The 16,021-nt window shown below is 72.8% G+C and carries 14 protein-coding genes; 4 read left to right on the forward strand and 10 right to left on the reverse strand.

Going from position 1 to position 16,021, the window contains the following annotated elements; genetic code table 11:
* Position 1: 1 nt before the first annotated feature.
* From OHA91_RS34820 to OHA91_RS34830, 3 genes are all read right to left on the reverse strand, one after another.
* Complete coding sequence (locus tag OHA91_RS34820; RefSeq protein ID WP_031157415.1) at positions 2-856, reverse strand: DMT family transporter; 855 nt, start codon at positions 854-856, stop codon at positions 2-4.
* 102 nt (positions 857-958) lie between these two features.
* Positions 959-1,762 carry an ATP-grasp domain-containing protein gene (locus OHA91_RS34825; protein ID WP_031157417.1) on the reverse strand — a complete coding sequence of 268 codons (804 nt, stop codon included), beginning with the start codon at positions 1,760-1,762 and terminating at the stop codon, positions 959-961.
* Entirely contained in the window at positions 1,759-2,691 is a 933-nt protein-coding gene (locus OHA91_RS34830) for an ATP-grasp domain-containing protein (protein WP_328740679.1), read from the reverse strand. Before OHA91_RS34830 ends, OHA91_RS34825 begins: the two co-directional genes overlap by 4 nt.
* A gap of 201 nt (positions 2,692-2,892) precedes the next feature.
* On the opposite strand from OHA91_RS34830, the gene OHA91_RS34835 reads away from it, so the two are divergent.
* Positions 2,893-3,624 carry a DUF7873 family protein gene (locus OHA91_RS34835; RefSeq protein WP_031157422.1) on the forward strand — a complete coding sequence of 244 codons (732 nt, stop codon included), beginning with the start codon at positions 2,893-2,895 and terminating at the stop codon, positions 3,622-3,624.
* Positions 3,625-4,041: 417 nt separating this feature from the next.
* Here the strand turns inward: OHA91_RS34835 and OHA91_RS34840 are convergent, their stop codons facing one another.
* The 4 genes from OHA91_RS34840 to OHA91_RS34855 form a co-directional block, all read right to left on the reverse strand.
* Entirely contained in the window at positions 4,042-4,767 is a 726-nt protein-coding gene (locus tag OHA91_RS34840) for a zf-HC2 domain-containing protein (RefSeq protein ID WP_031157424.1), read from the reverse strand.
* Entirely contained in the window at positions 4,764-5,375 is a 612-nt protein-coding gene (locus tag OHA91_RS34845) for a sigma-70 family RNA polymerase sigma factor (protein WP_266505519.1), read from the reverse strand. Before OHA91_RS34845 ends, OHA91_RS34840 begins: the two co-directional genes overlap by 4 nt.
* Before the next feature lie 99 nt (positions 5,376-5,474).
* On the reverse strand, positions 5,475-6,482 hold the full coding sequence (locus OHA91_RS34850) for a DUF1996 domain-containing protein (RefSeq protein WP_266505517.1): 1,008 nt from the start codon (positions 6,480-6,482) through the stop codon (positions 5,475-5,477).
* 118 nt (positions 6,483-6,600) lie between these two features.
* Positions 6,601-7,770 carry a DNA topoisomerase subunit B gene (locus OHA91_RS34855; protein WP_031157430.1) on the reverse strand — a complete coding sequence of 390 codons (1,170 nt, stop codon included), beginning with the start codon at positions 7,768-7,770 and terminating at the stop codon, positions 6,601-6,603.
* Between the two features lie 355 nt (positions 7,771-8,125).
* Here OHA91_RS34855 and OHA91_RS34860 point away from each other — a divergent pair, with 355 nt between their 5' ends.
* From OHA91_RS34860 to OHA91_RS34870, 3 genes are all read left to right on the forward strand, one after another.
* Complete coding sequence (locus OHA91_RS34860; RefSeq protein WP_266505512.1) at positions 8,126-8,887, forward strand: DUF1838 family protein; 762 nt, start codon at positions 8,126-8,128, stop codon at positions 8,885-8,887.
* 456 nt (positions 8,888-9,343) lie between these two features.
* Entirely contained in the window at positions 9,344-11,107 is a 1,764-nt protein-coding gene (locus OHA91_RS34865) for a S8 family peptidase (protein WP_031157435.1), read from the forward strand.
* A gap of 235 nt (positions 11,108-11,342) precedes the next feature.
* Positions 11,343-14,111, forward strand: coding sequence for an AAA family ATPase (locus tag OHA91_RS34870; RefSeq protein WP_328740680.1), 2,769 nt, complete (start codon positions 11,343-11,345; stop codon positions 14,109-14,111).
* Between the two features lie 17 nt (positions 14,112-14,128).
* Here the strand turns inward: OHA91_RS34870 and OHA91_RS34875 are convergent, their stop codons facing one another.
* The 3 genes from OHA91_RS34875 to OHA91_RS34885 all read right to left on the reverse strand — a co-directional run bounded on the left by OHA91_RS34875 (position 14,129) and on the right by OHA91_RS34885 (position 16,011).
* Positions 14,129-15,052 (reverse strand): glycoside hydrolase family 19 protein, encoded by a 924-nt coding sequence (locus OHA91_RS34875; protein WP_381702556.1) that lies wholly within the window; start codon positions 15,050-15,052, stop codon positions 14,129-14,131.
* 141 nt (positions 15,053-15,193) lie between these two features.
* On the reverse strand, positions 15,194-15,607 hold the full coding sequence (locus OHA91_RS34880) for a rodlin (protein WP_031157442.1): 414 nt from the start codon (positions 15,605-15,607) through the stop codon (positions 15,194-15,196).
* A 212-nt stretch (positions 15,608-15,819) separates the two neighbouring features.
* Positions 15,820-16,011 (reverse strand): DUF5302 domain-containing protein, encoded by a 192-nt coding sequence (locus OHA91_RS34885; protein ID WP_031157445.1) that lies wholly within the window; start codon positions 16,009-16,011, stop codon positions 15,820-15,822.
* Positions 16,012-16,021 lie beyond the last annotated feature (10 nt).

The raw sequence follows: 16,021 nt of genomic DNA on the forward strand, positions 1-16,021 counted from the left end.
GTCACGGCGCGCCCTCCCCGGCCCGGGACAGGGCGAACACCCCCGCGCAGACCAGGGCCACGCCCAGCAGCTGGGGGAGCAGCCACCAGCCCGAGCGCAGGTGTTCCTCGTACAGGACCACCCCCAGCGCGATGCTGAGGCTCGCGTCCCCGAGGGTCAGGGCGGGCTGCGACGCCACCAGCGGGCCGCCCTGCATGGCGTGTTCGAGCAGCAGCAGGGCGCAGATGCCGCTCGCGCCGAAGGCGTACGTCTCCCAGGAGGTGAAGAACGCGCCGATGCCGTGCTCGTCGAGGACGTGCATGGAGGACTTCATCAGGGCGGCCGTGAGCGCGTAGCAGACGGCGGTGGCCGCGCCCAGACAGCCGGCCCGCGAACGGCCGGGCGGCCGTCGCAGGCCGGCGAAGGCGAGGAGTGCGACGATCACCGCGCAGGCCGGCAGCGCCACCACCCACCGCTCGGTCGGCACGTCGGTGCGGTTGCCCGCCGGCGAGGCGGCCACCAGCGCGACCCCGAGACCCGCCACCACCCCCGCCACGGCCAGCCACAGCGCCCCCGGCAGCCGCTGCCGGGTCAGCAGCGAGGCGATCAGCAGGGCGAGCGGCAGCTCCAGCACGAACAGCGGCTGTACGAGGGCCAGCGCGCCCGTGGCCAGCGCCGCGGCCTGACCGGCACCGGCCGCGATCACGGCCAGGATGCCCGCGACCCACACGGGCCGGCGCAGCAGGTCCAGGACCAGACCGAAGCGGAAGCCCTTGCTCTGCGGCACGGTGAGCGCGGCCCGGCGCTGGAGCACGGTGGCCAGCGCGTTGCTGAAGGCCGCGAACAGCGCGAAGAGGACCGGCAGGACGACGCCCATGCCCCGATCCTCACCGGGTCCGCCGCCCGTCCGTGTCACGACACCGGGCCGCGGGCGCCGCGGCGCCCGCATTCCCCCGTCCGGACCTGCCGGAGAGCCGCGTCAGGTGCGGCCGGCCAACGCCCGGCGCAGGGCCAGCGCCGCGAGGGCCTCCGGGGCGCCGGACTGGCCGCGGATGCCGGGGAAGGCGTTGACGTCCACGATCAGGGGCGTCCCGCCGCCGGTGTCGATGATGTCCACGCCGTAGACGTCCAGCGCGAACACCGCTCCGACCCGGCGCACCAGATCGGCCCAGCCTGCGGGCAGTTCGTCCGGGGCGAGCGGGTGGGTGGGGCCGCGTCCGCCGGGGGAGAGCTCGGACCGGCGCAGGGCCGAGAAGACCTGGTCGCCGATGGCCCACAGTTTGTGGTCCCAGCCGTTGTTGGGCGCGTACTCCTGCACCACGACCGGCTCCTGCGGCCAGTCCCGCGCCAACTCCCGCAGCCGCGCGGTGCCGTCGGCGCGGGCGACGAGGTCGCCGCGCCGGCTGAGCCGGCTCTTGACCACCACGGGAGCGGACGGCCGCGCCTCCCGCGCCCATGCCCCCAGGATGCCGACGGTACGGGTCGCGGCGAACGGCAGACCGGCCCGCAGGGCTAGCCCGGCCATCTCCGTGCGGTCCTGGCACAGCGCCGTGGCCGCCGCGGTGTTGACCACCGGCGCTCCCCGGCGCTCAAGGTCCCGAGCGAGTTCCAGCGCGTGCGGCGTCCGCGACTTCAGCAGGTACACATCGGCCAGGGGCAGAGGCAGGTCGTCCCCGAGAGCGACCGGATCGAGCGCCTCCACCTCGTGCTCCGAAGCGAGCAGCGCGGTGGTGTCCGCCAGCAGCGGATGCCCGGGTTCCGGGGTGATCAGGCCGATCCTCATCCGGCGTCACCCGCCGCGGCGGGGACCTGCGCGGCGGCGGGGACCTGCGCCGCGGCCTGGGCCGGTATCGACAGGGGCAGCGTGTACGGCAGCGTCGCGGGCGCCGCCGGCGCCGGGCCGCCGGCCCGCGCCAGGTGCAGTACCGCGCGGGCCACCCGCGCCGCCGCGTCCGGCACCTGCCGGAAGCTCGGGAAGTCGTTGACGTCGACGACCACCGGCCCGTCGGGGCCCAGCAGCACGTCCACCCCGTACAGGTCGAGTCCGTAGACCGACCCCACCTGGGCGGCGATCGCCGCCACTTCCGCCGACAGCGGCACCCGGCGCTCGCGCACCGAGGGGTCGGGGTGCAGCGGGGAACAGCGCTCGGTCGCGAACAGCTCCCCGCCGACCGCGTACACCTTGATGTCCGTACCCGAGTTGGGCACGTACGGCTGGGCGATGAGCATGCCCTCGCCCGCGAGCGCGGGCAGCAGCGCCTCCAGCCGCTCGGGCGAGGGCACCAGGTGCACGGCCCGACCGGAGCTGCCGTCGGCGGGTTTGACCACGAGCGGGTACTCGGCCGCCGGTATCTCCCCGAGCAACTCGGGGCGGGCGACGGCGTACGTGGGCGGCAGCGGGAGTCCGCGGCCGCGCCCGATGGCGGCGGCGAGCGCCTTGTCGCGTACGCCGCGGATGGACCGGGCGTCGTTGACGGTGGTCAGCCCGGCCGCGGCGGCGGCTTCGAGGAGGGTCAGTCCCGGGCCGCCCGATACCGTCTTGAGGACCCAGGCGTCGTGGGCGCCCGCGTCCACCGCCTCTGTCATGCGCAGCAGCGAGCCGCCCGGCCGCACGACGTCCACGCGGTGCCCCCACGCGGTCAGCTGTCCGATCACCTCGTTCGGCATACCGTCGTGACGGTAGTGCTCCTCCACCAGGAAGCAGAGCCTCATCGACCTTCCCCAAATTCCCGGACGTCCGCCGAATCCGCCCGGCGAGTTGTGACGTCACAGGATGTCATGGACCGCAATGTGACGATCGGTCCACCTGTGGGCCTCCCGCTCGGGCGAGCCCGAGCACGCCGCCTCCCGGGCCGGGCGCAGGTGCCGGAAATCCGGGTGAATGATCGGACAAGCGGCTGCTAGGTTGATCACGTGCCGAAGCTGAATCAGATCATCGCAGTCGAAAAGGGCGTCAAGTCCAAGTCCTTCCAGGAGCTCACCCAGGCTCACCACGACGTGCAGAAGCCCGCCCTGCTGGCCGGCATCTCGCGTACGTACCAGCCCAAGGACGAGGAGGGCGAGCAGCTGCCGCCCGAGTCCACCCGGGTGCAGGTCAAGGCGGAGGACGTGCTGCGCGCGACGGCCGGGACGCTCACGCGGCTCTTCGACGTGACGGCCACCAAGGACTGGGCGAACCGCAGCGCGGCCGCGGACGTGGTCGTCGACGGCAACGTCCTGCTTGCCCAGGTGCCCGTCCCGTACCTGCTCTTCCTGGAGAAGCAGCTCACGGACCTGCACACCTTCGTGCGGAAGCTGCCGGTGCTGGACGCCTCCGAATCCTGGAACCTGGACCCGTCCACCGACTCTTGGAAGACGGACCCGGTGCGCACGATCCGCACCAAGAAGGTGCCGCGCAACCACGTCAAGGCCGAGGCCACCGAGAAGCACCCGGCCCAGGTCGAGGTGTACTACGAGGACGTGCCGGTCGGGTACTGGACGACCGTGAAGTTCTCCGGCGCGCTGCCCGCACGGCGGGTCAACGAGCTGCTCGACCGCGTCGAGAAGCTCCAGCAGGCCGTCAAGTACGCCCGCGAGGAGGCCAACAGCGCCGAGGTCACCGACCAGAGGGTCGGGGACGCGGTGTTCGGCTACCTGTTCAGGTAGCCCACGAAACCCCTCCCGTATGTCTGCGGGAGGTGCGCGAGAGCGCAAGCTGAAACTGATGTTGAAGCTGAACAGGGGTGTCAGTTGGGGGTTCGAATCCCTCCCCCGGCATTTCGTGCCGGGGTGGCCCAAGCCGGTAGAGGCGGCCCCGTTAATCTCAGATTCTCGCTCCAGTCTCAGTATTCGCCGCCGAACACCGGATCGACCGAGCGTGGACGACCATCGACGGACGGGGGTTCAAGTCCCTCCTGCGCCTCTTCCATGGCGCGGTAGTTCAAAGGTAGAACACGTCGATCTCAGAATGATCCGCGACTCTTAAACGTGCCGGTGTGCGCAATTGGGTGGCAAACAGGAGCCCGGGAGCTGGATATGCTCCCGGGCTCCGTCACGTTCGCCCCACGGTCACGCGGTCACGCGTCACACGGGGACGGACACGAAGGTCCTGCCGGCCTCGTTCTCGACCAGGACGGCCTTGACGTCCGCCCGGTCGACGGCCGCCGAACCGTCCAGCCCGGCGCCCTTGGCCTCGCCGTTCTCCTGGCTTCCCACGACCCAGCTGCCCGCGGTGGTGCGCTTGCCGTCCTTGGACACCACGATCAGCCGGCAGCGCTCGCCCGGCGGCACTCCCGTGACCGCCGCCCGCAACCGCACCCACTTGGTGGCCGGCGTCATCTGTACGGTCATCCGCGCACCCGTGCCCGCGTCGGTCGCGGAGTGCAGCGTGGTCCCCTTGGGCGGGGGAGAGGGGTCCGCCGAAGCGGTCGGCGACGGGGGCACGGGCAGCGCGATCGCGCCCTGATCGCTTCCACCCAACTGCGTACCGGCCCAGAACACGGCGGCCAGCGAAGCCGCCACCGCCAGTCCCGTGAACGCCGCGCGACGGCGTGCCGCACCGGCCCGCTCGCCCCGCATCTGCCGCAGGGTGCGCTGGAGCAGCAGGTCACCGCCCTGCGGCGGTCCGTCGAGGAACGCCTCCTCGGGCACCTCGCCCAGTGCCGCCTCCATCTCGCGCAACGCGGCCACCTCCTCCCGGCACTGCACGCATCCGCTCATGTGTCCCTCGACCCGGCGGGCCTCCTCGTCGTCCAGGACGCCGAGCACGTACGGGCCGAGCAGTTCCTCCTCGTGCCGCTGCCGGTTCATGCCACCACCTCACGCAGTCCGGCCGGCTGCTGGGGCGGCCTGCCCGATCTTTTTCCGTCTCTTGTGCCGTTCTCCCGGAAGCCGTCGTCCCTGAAGACGTCGCGCAGGGCCTTGAGCGCGTAGTGCGAACGCGACTTGACCGTACCCGCCGGGATGCCGAGGGTGTCGGCGGCCTCCGCCACGCTCAGCTGGCGGTAGTACAACTCCTTCAACACGTCCCGGTGTTCCGGGGACAACCGGTCGAGGGCTCCCAGCACGGTCATGCTGTCCACCACGGAGTCGGCGTGGTCCGCCTCCACCGGGGGAGCGGCGGCCGAACCGGAGACCTCCGGCGGCCGGGCCGCCCTGGCCCGGTACCGGTCGGTGATGATGTTGCGGGCCACGGTGAGCAGCCAGCCGCGCACCGAGCCCTTTCCGTTGACCAGGACCTCGGAGTGCCGCCAGGCACGTATGAGGGTCTCCTGCACGACGTCCTCGGCGGAGGCCCGGTCCCCGGTCAGCCGGGTGGCGTACGCGAGCAGGGCGTGACCGTGCTCCTCGTACACCGACTTGATCAGTGCCTCATCGGTCGAGCCCCGCCGAGTTCGGGGCCACAGTGGTCCGGCCATCTCACCCTCTCCGTCTTCCTCGCTTGCGTGGTGCGGTCGGAACACGCCGGCGGGGCCGATACGGTTCATGTGACCTGCGTCACTCGAAGGTTCGGATGTTCAAGTCCGGCAGGAGCGGCCCTCGTTGAGGCAGTCGACGACAGCGGCCATCTGCGGATCGGTCATCGCGTTCACGAACATCGCGTGGTCCGTCCTGGGGCTGTGCCGTTGCTCGGGAAAGGAGTCGATCGCCACGGGCACCCCCTCGGGGACCTCGTAGGCGAGGGAGAGGCGCAGTTCGGGCACGGGGAAGGTGTCGGTGGGGCAGACTCCGTTGCCCCCGGGGAACAGCAGGTGCGAGCGGTGCCCGGCGCTCGCGGTGTCGAGGCCGTTCCAGCAGCTCGGGAAGATCAGGGTGCGGGTGACGCGGTCGCCCTCGGGACAGCGCGGGTAGAGGGTGGTGGAGCGGTCCGGGGAGCCGGAACACCCCCAGCGGGCCCGGACATGGGCGTCGCTGCCCGCCGTGCGGGCGACCGCGTCGCCCGTCATCGCGCGCAGGAAGGGCGGCATCGCCACGACCTTGCTGACCGGATTGCCCCGGAACTCGACCCGCACCGAGGTCTCGGGCACGATCGCGCCGGCGTTCCCGTGCCCCGCGGACGTCTCGTGGGGGTGTGTGCCCGGCCGGTCCAGGCGGCGCAGGACGGGCCAGTAGTACGTCGACCGGTCGCCGCCCGCGCAGCTCGTGGCGGCGGCAGCAAGCGAGTCGTCGGTCGACATGGCGTCCGTGGACAGGTTGCCCACGTAGGAGTGCGTGTGGTGGGCGCCGGCCCGCAGGCCGGGCGAGACCACCAGGTTGTCCTCGTTGTAGTGCCTCTGCTCGTTGCGGCCGCAGTCCACCGCCACCGACCCCGGCGAGCCGTCGCTCCGATCGGCGGGCGTGGCTGGAGGGACGGCCGGGGCCGGTGGAACGTCACGTATGTCCACATAGTCGGACGGTGCCGGGGCGCCGGCCGCCACGCCCGCGTGCGGACCGGCCGCGCGCGTGGCGCCCAGCACCGCGGCGGTCAGCCCACCCCCCAGGACCAGGCAGATGACGAGAGTGAGCAGTCGGCGTTCTTTCCCCATGGCGGTCACGGTTACCGGTGGCGACCCCGTCGTCAACCTGGCATCCGTATGACGGTCGCCGCACCGCGTTCGTGCGTTCCGACGGGGGCCGTCCCGTGACGTGTGGCGGTTCGCCCCGTCAGTCCCGGACGGGGGCCCGCAGGATCCGGGCGACGACCTTCCCGGCCTCCCGCGGGTGCTCCTCCAGCCACGTGCCGAGGTGCTCCCGGACGGCTTCGGCGACACAGGCGCGCACGGCCACGTTGCCCAGACTCCGGCGGGTGCAGTCGATGAGTTCGGGATGGTCCAGCTTGACCGACACGACCGCCGTGAGGTCCGCTCCGACGCGGTCCGCGCGGACCTCGGGGTCGGCGGCCGTCAGCAGCCCCTGCGCCCGCGCGTACGCGTCGACTGCGGCCGCAACGCCCTCCCGCAGCCCCGTCTCATGGGTGCCGCCGTTGAGGGTGGCCATGCTGTTGACGAATCCCCGGACCCGTTCCTCATGGGTGCCGGACCAGGACAGGGCCACCTCCATGTTCCCCGCCATCCGCGGATCCTCCCGTTCGAAGGCGATGACGTCCGCGCCGAGGTGTTCGCCCGCCTGGGCGTCGAGGAGGGCGACGAACTCCCCCACCCCGCCGAGGAACCGCAGCCGCGCCCGCTGGGGACCGTCCGGGGAGCGCTCGTCGGTCAGTACGAGGTCCAGGCCGGGGTTGAGGAAGGCCAGCTCCGTCAGGCGGGCCGCGAGCGCGGCGAACGAGCACTCGACGGTCTCGAAGATCGCGGCGTCGGGCCGGAACGTGAGCGTGGTACCGCTTTCGGCCGCCGGCCCCGCGTCGGTGGGCGGGCAGAGCGCGACGCCCCGCGCGAACTCCTGGACCCGGCGCACCCCCTCGCGCCGCACCTCGGCCGTCAGCCGGCTCGACAGGGCGTTGGTGACGCTGGGCGCGGCGGCCCAGGGACCCATGAACACGGTACGGCGGCCGTGGCGTTCCTGTGCTCCTGCGAACAGTTGGGTCAACTGCGTTTCCAGACCGGGACGGCCGGTGTCCGCGCAGTCCTCGAAGGGCATGCCGGGCCCGTCGTCCGTCACCCGCACGCCTGCGTCGGGCGTGAGGGTGACCTCGACCCGGCCGCCGCGGCCGGACAGGCTCGCGTTCACCGCCCGGCCCACCTCGTCGAGGAGCATGTGGTGCAGGCCGCGGAGGCCGGTCGAGCCGACGTACATTCCGGCCCGTTTCCGGACGGCTTCCCGTCCCTCCAGCACCGTGATCCGTGCCGCGTCGTACCCGGTCGATTCCGCACTCATGAGGTCCCCCTCCGATGGTGTCCGACAGACCTCGCCAGGCTAGGCGAATAGCGGGAAAACGGCAGGTCAGGGTGGGTTTGTCGAGGGCTTGGTCGGGCGGGGGCGGGGCTGCCCGGCACCGGTCGGCCGCAGGGGTGCCGACCGCGGCCGAATCGCGGCCGCGGGCCCGCCGAGGCCGCGTACGCCCCCTTTCCGGGCGGCTCCCAAGTGCCCGATTCCAAGGGATCGCGCCACCGGCCCGCCGGGCGGCGGCGACCGCCGTGGAGGAGCGTCCGGGCCAACCGTCCCCGAGGCGGCCGGGGGTTGTCCGTGGAGCCGCTTGTCCGGCCGCACGGCGACCGGACACAGTGGGCGCATGACGCCAGCCGCGACACCTGCCGAGCTCCTGCACGCATTCGCCCGCACCCGCGCCCGACTCGACGGCGGCGAGGTCACCTACTGGTGGACCGGCGACGTCCACTCCTGGGCACCGGGCGAGCCCTACCGGCGGATCTTCGGCTTCGAAGGGCTCAACGTCGCGCGCCTCGTGGCGGACGAGGAGAGCGGCGGCTACCAGCTGCTGTCCAGGGAGGCCGCGTTCTACCTGGACCCGGTGACCCGCGAGATCATGGAGACCTGGCAGGACAGGCCCGTGGTCCACGTCTGGAACGACCCGGCCAACCAGAAGTGGCGCCCCTTCCCGATCCCCGTGACCGAGCTGGGCGACCAGATCTGCTTCAGCCTGGAGATCCCGCTCGCCTACCCCTCGCCGCTGCCGGTCGAGGAGTACCCGGACCACTCCGCCGACGACACCTACCGGGCGCTGGAACTCTTCCAGTTCTTCGCACCCGCTACCGCCCTGACGGCCGACGAGGCGAGTGTCCCGGCCACGATGTCCTGGACCCGCATGTCCCCGTGGCTTCCGTGGATGGAACAGGGCGCGCGCCCCGGCGGCCTCACCTTCCACTGCCGCGGCCGCAAGCTCGACGCCTACGCGCAGGTCCCCGAACGCACCCGCGCCTACATCGCCGACCGTCATCCCGAGTTCGCCCATGCACCGGAGAAATGGAGCGAACCGAACGAGACGAGCTGGACGTACTTCCGCAAGCGCTTCCCGCCCCACCGGGAGGAGTCCTGAACACCACCCCCGCCCACCGGGCCGGCCCTCGCCCGCCGGTGGCCGGAGCGCACCGGAAAAAGGCCTGATCACACACCCTGCTGAGGGACCCGCGGGGGGAGTCGCAGGGGGCGGACAAGGGTTTTCCCCGTATCCAGTTCATCCCCGCGTTGCCTACTGTCTGCCCACCGGCGATCTTCCCCAGGCCGGGTGGTACACACTCCAACCCCACATGGCGTGTAGGCCTCCCACCGGGGGAAGCGCGCCGGGACCGCCGTTGCCCCTGCCTCGCCGTTGCGGCCGGGACAACGTGGCGTGCGGCGGCAGCCGGGGCGAGACCGACCACCTCGCTCCCGGCCCCGCGGCCGCCGGAACCTCCCACACTGCACCGAACCGGCCGCTCCGGCCTGCCCGGAACCGGCCCTCGAAAGGGATCACGTGCACGCAACGAGACGCAGGCTCATATCCGTGGTGGCCATGTCCGTCACCCTGCTCGCCGGCACCGCCACCGCCTCCGTGGCCGTGGCCTCCGAGACGCCCGCCGCGGCCCCCGCGGCAGCGCTCGCCCCCACCGCGCCGGTCGAGAACCTGATCGTCGGCTACAAGTCGTCCGCCTCCGAGGCCAGCTCCAACAGCGCCGCCGCCGACGACGCCACCGCCAAGGGCAAGAAGGCCGGCAAGAAGGCGAAGTTCGACCGCCGCCTGGGCACCGGTGCCGCGCTGGTCAACCTCGGCGGGACCGTCGCGCCGGCCGAGGCCGCCGACGTGATGGCCCAGTTCCGTGCCGACCCGGACGTCGCCTACGTCGAGCCCGACACCCGTGCCTACGCCACGGCCGTGACCCCGAACGACACCGAGTACGCCAAGCAGTGGGACCTCTTCGAGTCCACCGCGGGCATGAACGTCCCGGCCGCCTGGGACAAGACCACCGGCTCCGGCGTCACCGTCGCCGTGATCGACACCGGCTACGTCGCCCACTCGGACCTCGCGTCGAACACCGTCGCCGGCTACGACTTCATCAGCACCGCCTCCTACGCCCGTGACGGCGGTGGCCGCGACAGCAACCCCGCCGACGAGGGCGACTGGAACGCCACCGACGGCGAGTGCGGCGTCGGCTCCAAGGCCAGCAACTCGTCCTGGCACGGCACCCACGTCGCGGGCACCATCGCTGCGGCCACGAACAACTCCAAGGGCGTCGCGGGCATCGCCTACGGCGCGAAGGTCCAGCACGTCCGCGTCCTCGGCAAGTGCGGCGGTTCCACCTCGGACATCGTCGACGCCATCACCTGGGCCTCCGGCGGATCCGTCGCCGGCGTGCCGGCCAACGCCACCCCGGCCAAGGTCATCAACATGAGCCTCGGCGGCCCCGGTGCCTGCGGCACCAGCTACCAGAACGCGATCAACGCGGCCGTCGCCCGCGGCACGACCGTCGTCGTCGCCGCCGGCAACAGCAACGCCGACGCGGCCGGCTACTCGCCCGCCAGCTGCAACAACGTGATCAACGTGGCCGCCAGCAACCGCGCCGGGGACCGCTCCTACTACTCCAACTACGGCTCGATCATCGACATCGCCGCCCCGGGCGGTGAGACCCGCCGCGCCACCGACACGCCCGGCACCGTCACCACCCCCGAGAACGCGATCCTCTCGACCCTGAACGCGGGCACCACCACCCCGGGCGCCGAGATCTACAAGCCCTACCAGGGCACCAGCATGGCCGCCCCGCACGTCGCCGGTCTCGCCGCGCTCCTGAAGTCGGCGAACTCCGCGCTGACCCCGGCCCAGATCGAGACGGCGATCAAGAACAACGCCCGTCCGCTCGCCGGCACCTGCACCGGTGGCTGCGGCGCGGGCCTCGCCGACGCCGCCGCGACCGTCGCCGCCGTGACCTCGACCCCGCCGGCCCCGGCCTTCGAGAACACCACGGACGTCACCATCGGTGACAACACCACGGTCGAGAGCCCGATCACCGTCACCGGGAAGACCGGCAACGCCCCGGCCGCCCTCAAGGTCGGTGTGAACATCGTCCACACCTACATCGGTGACCTCAAGGTCGACCTGATCGCCCCGGACGGCAGCGTCTACACGCTCCACAACCGCACGGGCAGCGGCACCGACAACATCAACCAGGTCTACACCGTCAACGCCTCCTCCGAGGTCGCGAACGGCACCTGGAAGCTCCGGGTCAACGACAACGCCGGCGGCGACACCGGCAAGATCGACTCCTGGAATCTCACCTTCTGAGACGGCTCCCGCCGACTCGGGGTCCGGTACCAACTCCGCCTGACGGAGCGATAGTACGGACCAATTGAATCCCCGGGCCTGCCGATACTACGGGTATCGGCAGGTCCGCCGGGTTTTGCGTGCCACGTGACTGAATTCTGCGTCACAATGCGGGTCCACCAGCCGCCCGACCTCGTATTCTCGCCTCTCACAGGAAGGGCACAGAAGCTGGGGACTGGAAGGCTGGTGGCTGTGCGTGGTGGCGGCGACGGGGCACGCTGACACAAGTGTCGGACACGGAGAACTGATCAAGGCGGTCGACCGCGCGCTGACCACGCACGGCCGGGCGCTCCTGACCGGACCCGCCGGCGCGGGCAAGACCGAGGTCGTCCGCGCCGTCTCGGCCGCGGCCGAAGCGCGCCGTGAGAGCGTTCTCCGCCTGGCTCCCGAGGCGGCGGACCAATGGATACCCGAGGCCTCCGCCGCGGCCCTCCTCGCCTCCGTTCCCGCGGCCGCCCTGGAAGAACTCGCCGGCCCCCAGCGCACCGCGATCGCCCTCCTGCGCCGCGAGGCCGACGCCCCCCGCGCCGGCCGCGACCACGTCGCGCTGCGCCTGGCCGTCGTCGAGGTGCTCCGCACCCTCGCCGGCCGCCAGCCCGTCCTCCTCGTCATCGACAACGCCCAGTGGCTCGACGCCGAGAGCACCGACCTGCTCCGCTTCGCCCTGCGCCTCACCCCGCCCCGCGTGCGGGTCCTCGCCGCCGAACGCGTCCAGGGCGGAGCCCCGGTCGGCGAACCCCTCTGGGGCCCGGGCGTCCCCGCCGTACGGGTGCCCCCGCTCGGCGCCGACGAGGTCGCCGAGCTCCTCCTGCGCCACGGCCTGCCCGCCCGCCTCGCCGGCCGCATCCACCAGGCCAGCGGCGGCAACCCGCGCCTCGCCCTCGCCCTCGGCCACTCCCTCGCCGAAGCCGCCGAGGCCCGCGACTGCAGCGCCCACCACGCCGACCCCCTGCCCGTCTCCGGACAGGCGCGCGAGGTCGCCCGCCGCCTCCTCGCCGGAGCCCCCGCCCAGGCCCGCCGCACCCTGCTGCTCGCCGCCCTCGCCTCCCGCCCCACCATCTCCCTGCTGCGCCGGGCCGGCCGCCCCGACGCCGAGGCCGAGCTGGCCGAGGCGGAACGGGCCGCGCTGGTCAGGGTCGGGGAGGACGGCACCGTCGAGTTCACCGCCGGCGCCCTGCCCACCGCGCTCGCCGCCGACGCCGGCTGGCCCGAACGCGCCGCCGGGCACGCGGCACTGGCCGCCGCCGTCGACGACCCCGTCCAGGCCGTACGCCACCGGGCACTGGCCGTCGACACCCCCGACCAGTGGCTCGCCGCCGAGATCACCGAGGCGGCCGCGGTCTGCCGCAGCCGCGGCCAGCGGGCCCTCGCCGCCGAACTGGGCCTGCTCGCCGCCGAACGTACGCCGTCCCGGCTGGCCGGCGAGGAACTGTCCCGCCTCGTCACCGCCGCCGAAGACGCCGGCTGGGCGGGCCGCGCCGACCTCGCGCGGCGCGCCACCCGGGCCGTGCTGGCCCGCGACGCCTCGCCCGCCGACCGGGTACGCGCCCGGCTCGCCGTGATCGACGCCGCGGGCCAGGCCCTCGGCGCGCTCGACGAGACCTTCGCGTACGCCATGGACGAGGCCGCCGGGGACCCCGCCCTGCAGGCCGCCGTCCAGCTGCGGATCGCCTGGAAGCACAACCTCAGCGACGGCGACCCCGTCCGCTCCCGCGACGCCGCGGCCGAGGCCGGCACCCTCGCGGCGCTCGGCGGCGACCAGACGGCCGAGGCCATGGCCCTGACCGTACGGGCCCGCATGGGCCGCATCCTCGGGGACGCGGGAGCCGAGGAGATCCTCTCCGAGGCACTCGCCCTGCCCGCGCCCGAGGTGCCGCTCGGCATGCGCAACGCCCCGCAGTACCTCGCGGTGCGGCACGCCCTCTTCGACGACCGCCTCGCCGACGCCCGCCGCCAGCTGATGGTGCTGCTGCCGGCCGTCCAGCGCACCGGTTCGGCCGAGGACGTCTTCGAGGTGCTGCGCAGCCTCACCGAGGTGGAGCTGCGCAGCGGCCGGTGTGAGGCCGCCTCCGCCCACGCCCGCCGGGCCCTGGAGCTGACCATCGAGGCAGGCCTCTCGCCCGGCCCCGCCTGGTACGTGGCGGCGATGGCCGAGACCATGGGCGGCAGCTTCGCGCGCGCCGAGAGCTTCGCGCGCCGCGGCATCCAGGCCTCCCAGGAGGAACAGGACCAGGTCTTCCTCTCCCGCAGCCTGCACGCGCTCGGACTGATCGAACTGGCCACCGGCGAGGCGGCGAAGGCGGTCGCCACCCTGCGCCGCGTCGCCGAACTGGAGGCCGCCCAGCAGGTGGTGGACCCGTCGATCCTGCGCTGGCACGGCGAACTCGCCGAGGCCCTGATCGCCGCCGACGCCCCCGGCGACGCCGCCGAACTGATCGACCCCGTCCGCGCGGTCGCCCACGAGCTCGGCCGTACCGGCGTCGTCGCCGCCCTCGACCGGGCCCGCGCCCTGTGCCTGTCCGCGCAGGGCGACGCGGACGCGGCCGTCCGGCTCCTGGAGGACACGGGGCAGCGCTTCGAAGCCCTCGGGCTGCCGCTGGAACGGGGCCGTACGCTGCTCGCCCTCGCCCGGGTGGAGCGCCGCCGCCGGCGGCGGGCACCGGCCCGCGCGGCGCTCCGGGCCGCGGCCGGGGTGTTCGAGCTGGCCGGAGCCGCACCCTGGACGGAGCTCGCCCGGGAACCGGCCCCGGGTGACGGAGCCGGCTCCCCGGTCACCGCGGCCGCGGCCCTCACCGAGGCCGAGACCCGCCTCGCGCTGCTGGTCAGCCAGGGCGCCAGCAACCAGGAGGCAGCGGCGAAGCTGTTCCTGAGCGTCAAGACCGTCGAGGCCCGGCTGACCCGCATCTACCAGAAGCTCGACGTACGGTCACGGGCCCAGCTGGCCACCGCGCTGCGCACGCGGTGACCGTACGGCACGCCGGGTCAGCAGCTCAGGTTGTTCCCCGGTGTGACGCCCAGCAGCTGGGTGAAGCTCTGGTACTTCGAGATCCGGCTCTGGACCTGGGCGGGGTTGCCGCCGTTGCACTCCAGCGAGCCGTTGATGGAGCGGATGGTCTCGCCGAAGCCGGCGCCGCCCACCATGGCGGCGTGCGCCGTCATGGTGCCGGGACCGTTCTGGGTGTTCCAGTACCAGAGCGCCGTCTTCATGGCGACGGCCGGATCCTGCTCGACGAGGTACGGGTTGGCCAGCAGGTTGAGGCCGAGGGCGTCACCGGCCGCCTTGTAGTTGAAGTTCCAGCTGAGCTGGATGGGCCCGCGGCCGTAGTAGGCGGCCTGCCCCGCCGGACAGCCGTAGGGCTGGCTCGCGTCGCAGTAGTGGGGGTAGTTGGCGGTGTTCTGCTCCACGATGTGCACGAGTCCGCCGGTCTCGTGGGAGACGTTCGCGAGGAAGGCGGCGGCCTCGCGGCGCTTCACGGTGTCGTCGCCGGTCTTGGCGAAGCCGGGGTAGGCGGACAGTGCGGCGACCAGGCCGTTGTAGGTGTAGAAGGGATTCCGGTTCGGGAACATCTGGTTGAACTGGGCCTCGGAGACCACGAATCCGGACGGGTCGGGATCCGGGTCCTGGCCGCCCCCGCCGCCGCAGACGCCCTGGTCCGCCCAGACGCCCCACTGGCCGGTGGTGCCGGGGGTCTCGCCCTGGGTCCACCACTTGGCCTGCCAGTTGCGGCCGCCGTACGAGGCGCTCATGCCGTTCGTGTAGACGGCGGACGAGGCCCAGGCGGAGGCGCAGGGGGCCGCCGCGGAGGCGGAGGAGGAGGGAAGGGCGATGGCGAGACCGGCCGTGACGGCCGTGACGGCCGCGGCGGCGACCAGGCTGAGGGCGCGGCGGCGAAGCGCACGTATCACGTAACTGCTCCTTCAGTGGGGGGACTTGCCGTGGGGGCAACAGCGCCCACTGAAACGGAATGGTCTGAACCTGTCAAGGTCTAGACCAAAAGGAAGCGCCGGTGCCACGCGTGACGCGTGACACCGGCGCTGAAGAACCGATCAGCTGCCGGCGGAGACGTTGCCGGAGAGGACCGGGATGTTGCTGGCGATGTGCGAGAGGGCCTCGTCACCCTTGGCCTGGGTGGAGTTCTCGGCGCACTGCTGGTTCTGCGGGTTGGACAGGACGTTGACGTCCTGGACGCCGATGTTGGCGAGGACCGCGAACAGGGACTGGGCGTTGACCTTGGCCGGCAGGCCGACGCAGAGCTTGTTGAGGGAGCCCTGGATCGGGGCGAGCTGCGGGCTCTGGTTGCCGCGGGTCTCCGCGTTGCCGTAGATCTGCGCCGAGTCGTTGCCGTTCACGGTGTTGACGCCGTTGTCGTTGCCGATCGCCATCGCGGGCGAGGCGGCGGCGGCGCCCGCGCCGAGCACGGCGGCGGTGGCGGCGGCGGTGGCCATGAACTTCTTGAGCATCTGGGGGATCCTTCGGTCGCACTGTCGCATGAGATAGCTGCCCACGGCGGGACGCGCTGATCAACTGCTGACGGTGCCCTGGGTTATGCCCCCTCACCCGAGTGGCCCAATGGCCCGTCGGGCCGGACCGGGCCGAGCCCGGACCGGAAGCGGGCAGGCCCGACCGGCCCCGCCGCGGTGGCGGCGGGGCCCGGCTCGCTGAATCCGGAGGCTCAGCCGCTCTTGCGGCGGACCTTCTTGTTCTTGCCGCTCGCGGCGCTGCTGGAGCCCTGGACCTTGTTCCGGTTCTGGTGCGCCTGCTGGGAATGGGCCTTCGCGGCGTTGCGCTCCAGGGCCTCCCGGAACCGGCGCTTGGCCGCTTCGGCCGGGGATTCGTCCTGCGGAGCGTCTGTTTCGTCAGCCATGTGTCCTCCT

The sequence above is a fragment of the Streptomyces erythrochromogenes genome, from assembly GCF_036170895.1.
GTDB lineage: Bacteria > Actinomycetota > Actinomycetes > Streptomycetales > Streptomycetaceae > Streptomyces > Streptomyces erythrochromogenes.

Excerpts from the sequence above, each read along its gene's own strand:
- OHA91_RS34820 (WP_031157415.1), bottom strand. The coding sequence starts at position 856 with ATGGGCGTCGTCCTGCCGGTCCTCTTCGCGCTGTTCGCGGCCTTCAGC.
- OHA91_RS34825 (WP_031157417.1), bottom strand. The coding sequence starts at position 1,762 with ATGAGGATCGGCCTGATCACCCCGGAACCCGGGCATCCGCTGCTGGCG.
- OHA91_RS34830 (WP_328740679.1), bottom strand. The coding sequence starts at position 2,691 with ATGAGGCTCTGCTTCCTGGTGGAGGAGCACTACCGTCACGACGGTATG.
- OHA91_RS34840 (WP_031157424.1), bottom strand. The coding sequence starts at position 4,767 with ATGAACCGGCAGCGGCACGAGGAGGAACTGCTCGGCCCGTACGTGCTC.
- OHA91_RS34845 (WP_266505519.1), bottom strand. The coding sequence starts at position 5,375 with ATGGCCGGACCACTGTGGCCCCGAACTCGGCGGGGCTCGACCGATGAG.
- OHA91_RS34850 (WP_266505517.1), bottom strand. The coding sequence starts at position 6,482 with ATGGGGAAAGAACGCCGACTGCTCACTCTCGTCATCTGCCTGGTCCTG.
- OHA91_RS34855 (WP_031157430.1), bottom strand. The coding sequence starts at position 7,770 with ATGAGTGCGGAATCGACCGGGTACGACGCGGCACGGATCACGGTGCTG.
- OHA91_RS34860 (WP_266505512.1), top strand. The coding sequence starts at position 8,126 with ATGACGCCAGCCGCGACACCTGCCGAGCTCCTGCACGCATTCGCCCGC.
- OHA91_RS34865 (WP_031157435.1), top strand. The coding sequence starts at position 9,344 with ATGTCCGTCACCCTGCTCGCCGGCACCGCCACCGCCTCCGTGGCCGTG.
- OHA91_RS34880 (WP_031157442.1), bottom strand. The coding sequence starts at position 15,607 with ATGCTCAAGAAGTTCATGGCCACCGCCGCCGCCACCGCCGCCGTGCTC.
- OHA91_RS34885 (WP_031157445.1), bottom strand. The coding sequence starts at position 16,011 with ATGGCTGACGAAACAGACGCTCCGCAGGACGAATCCCCGGCCGAAGCG.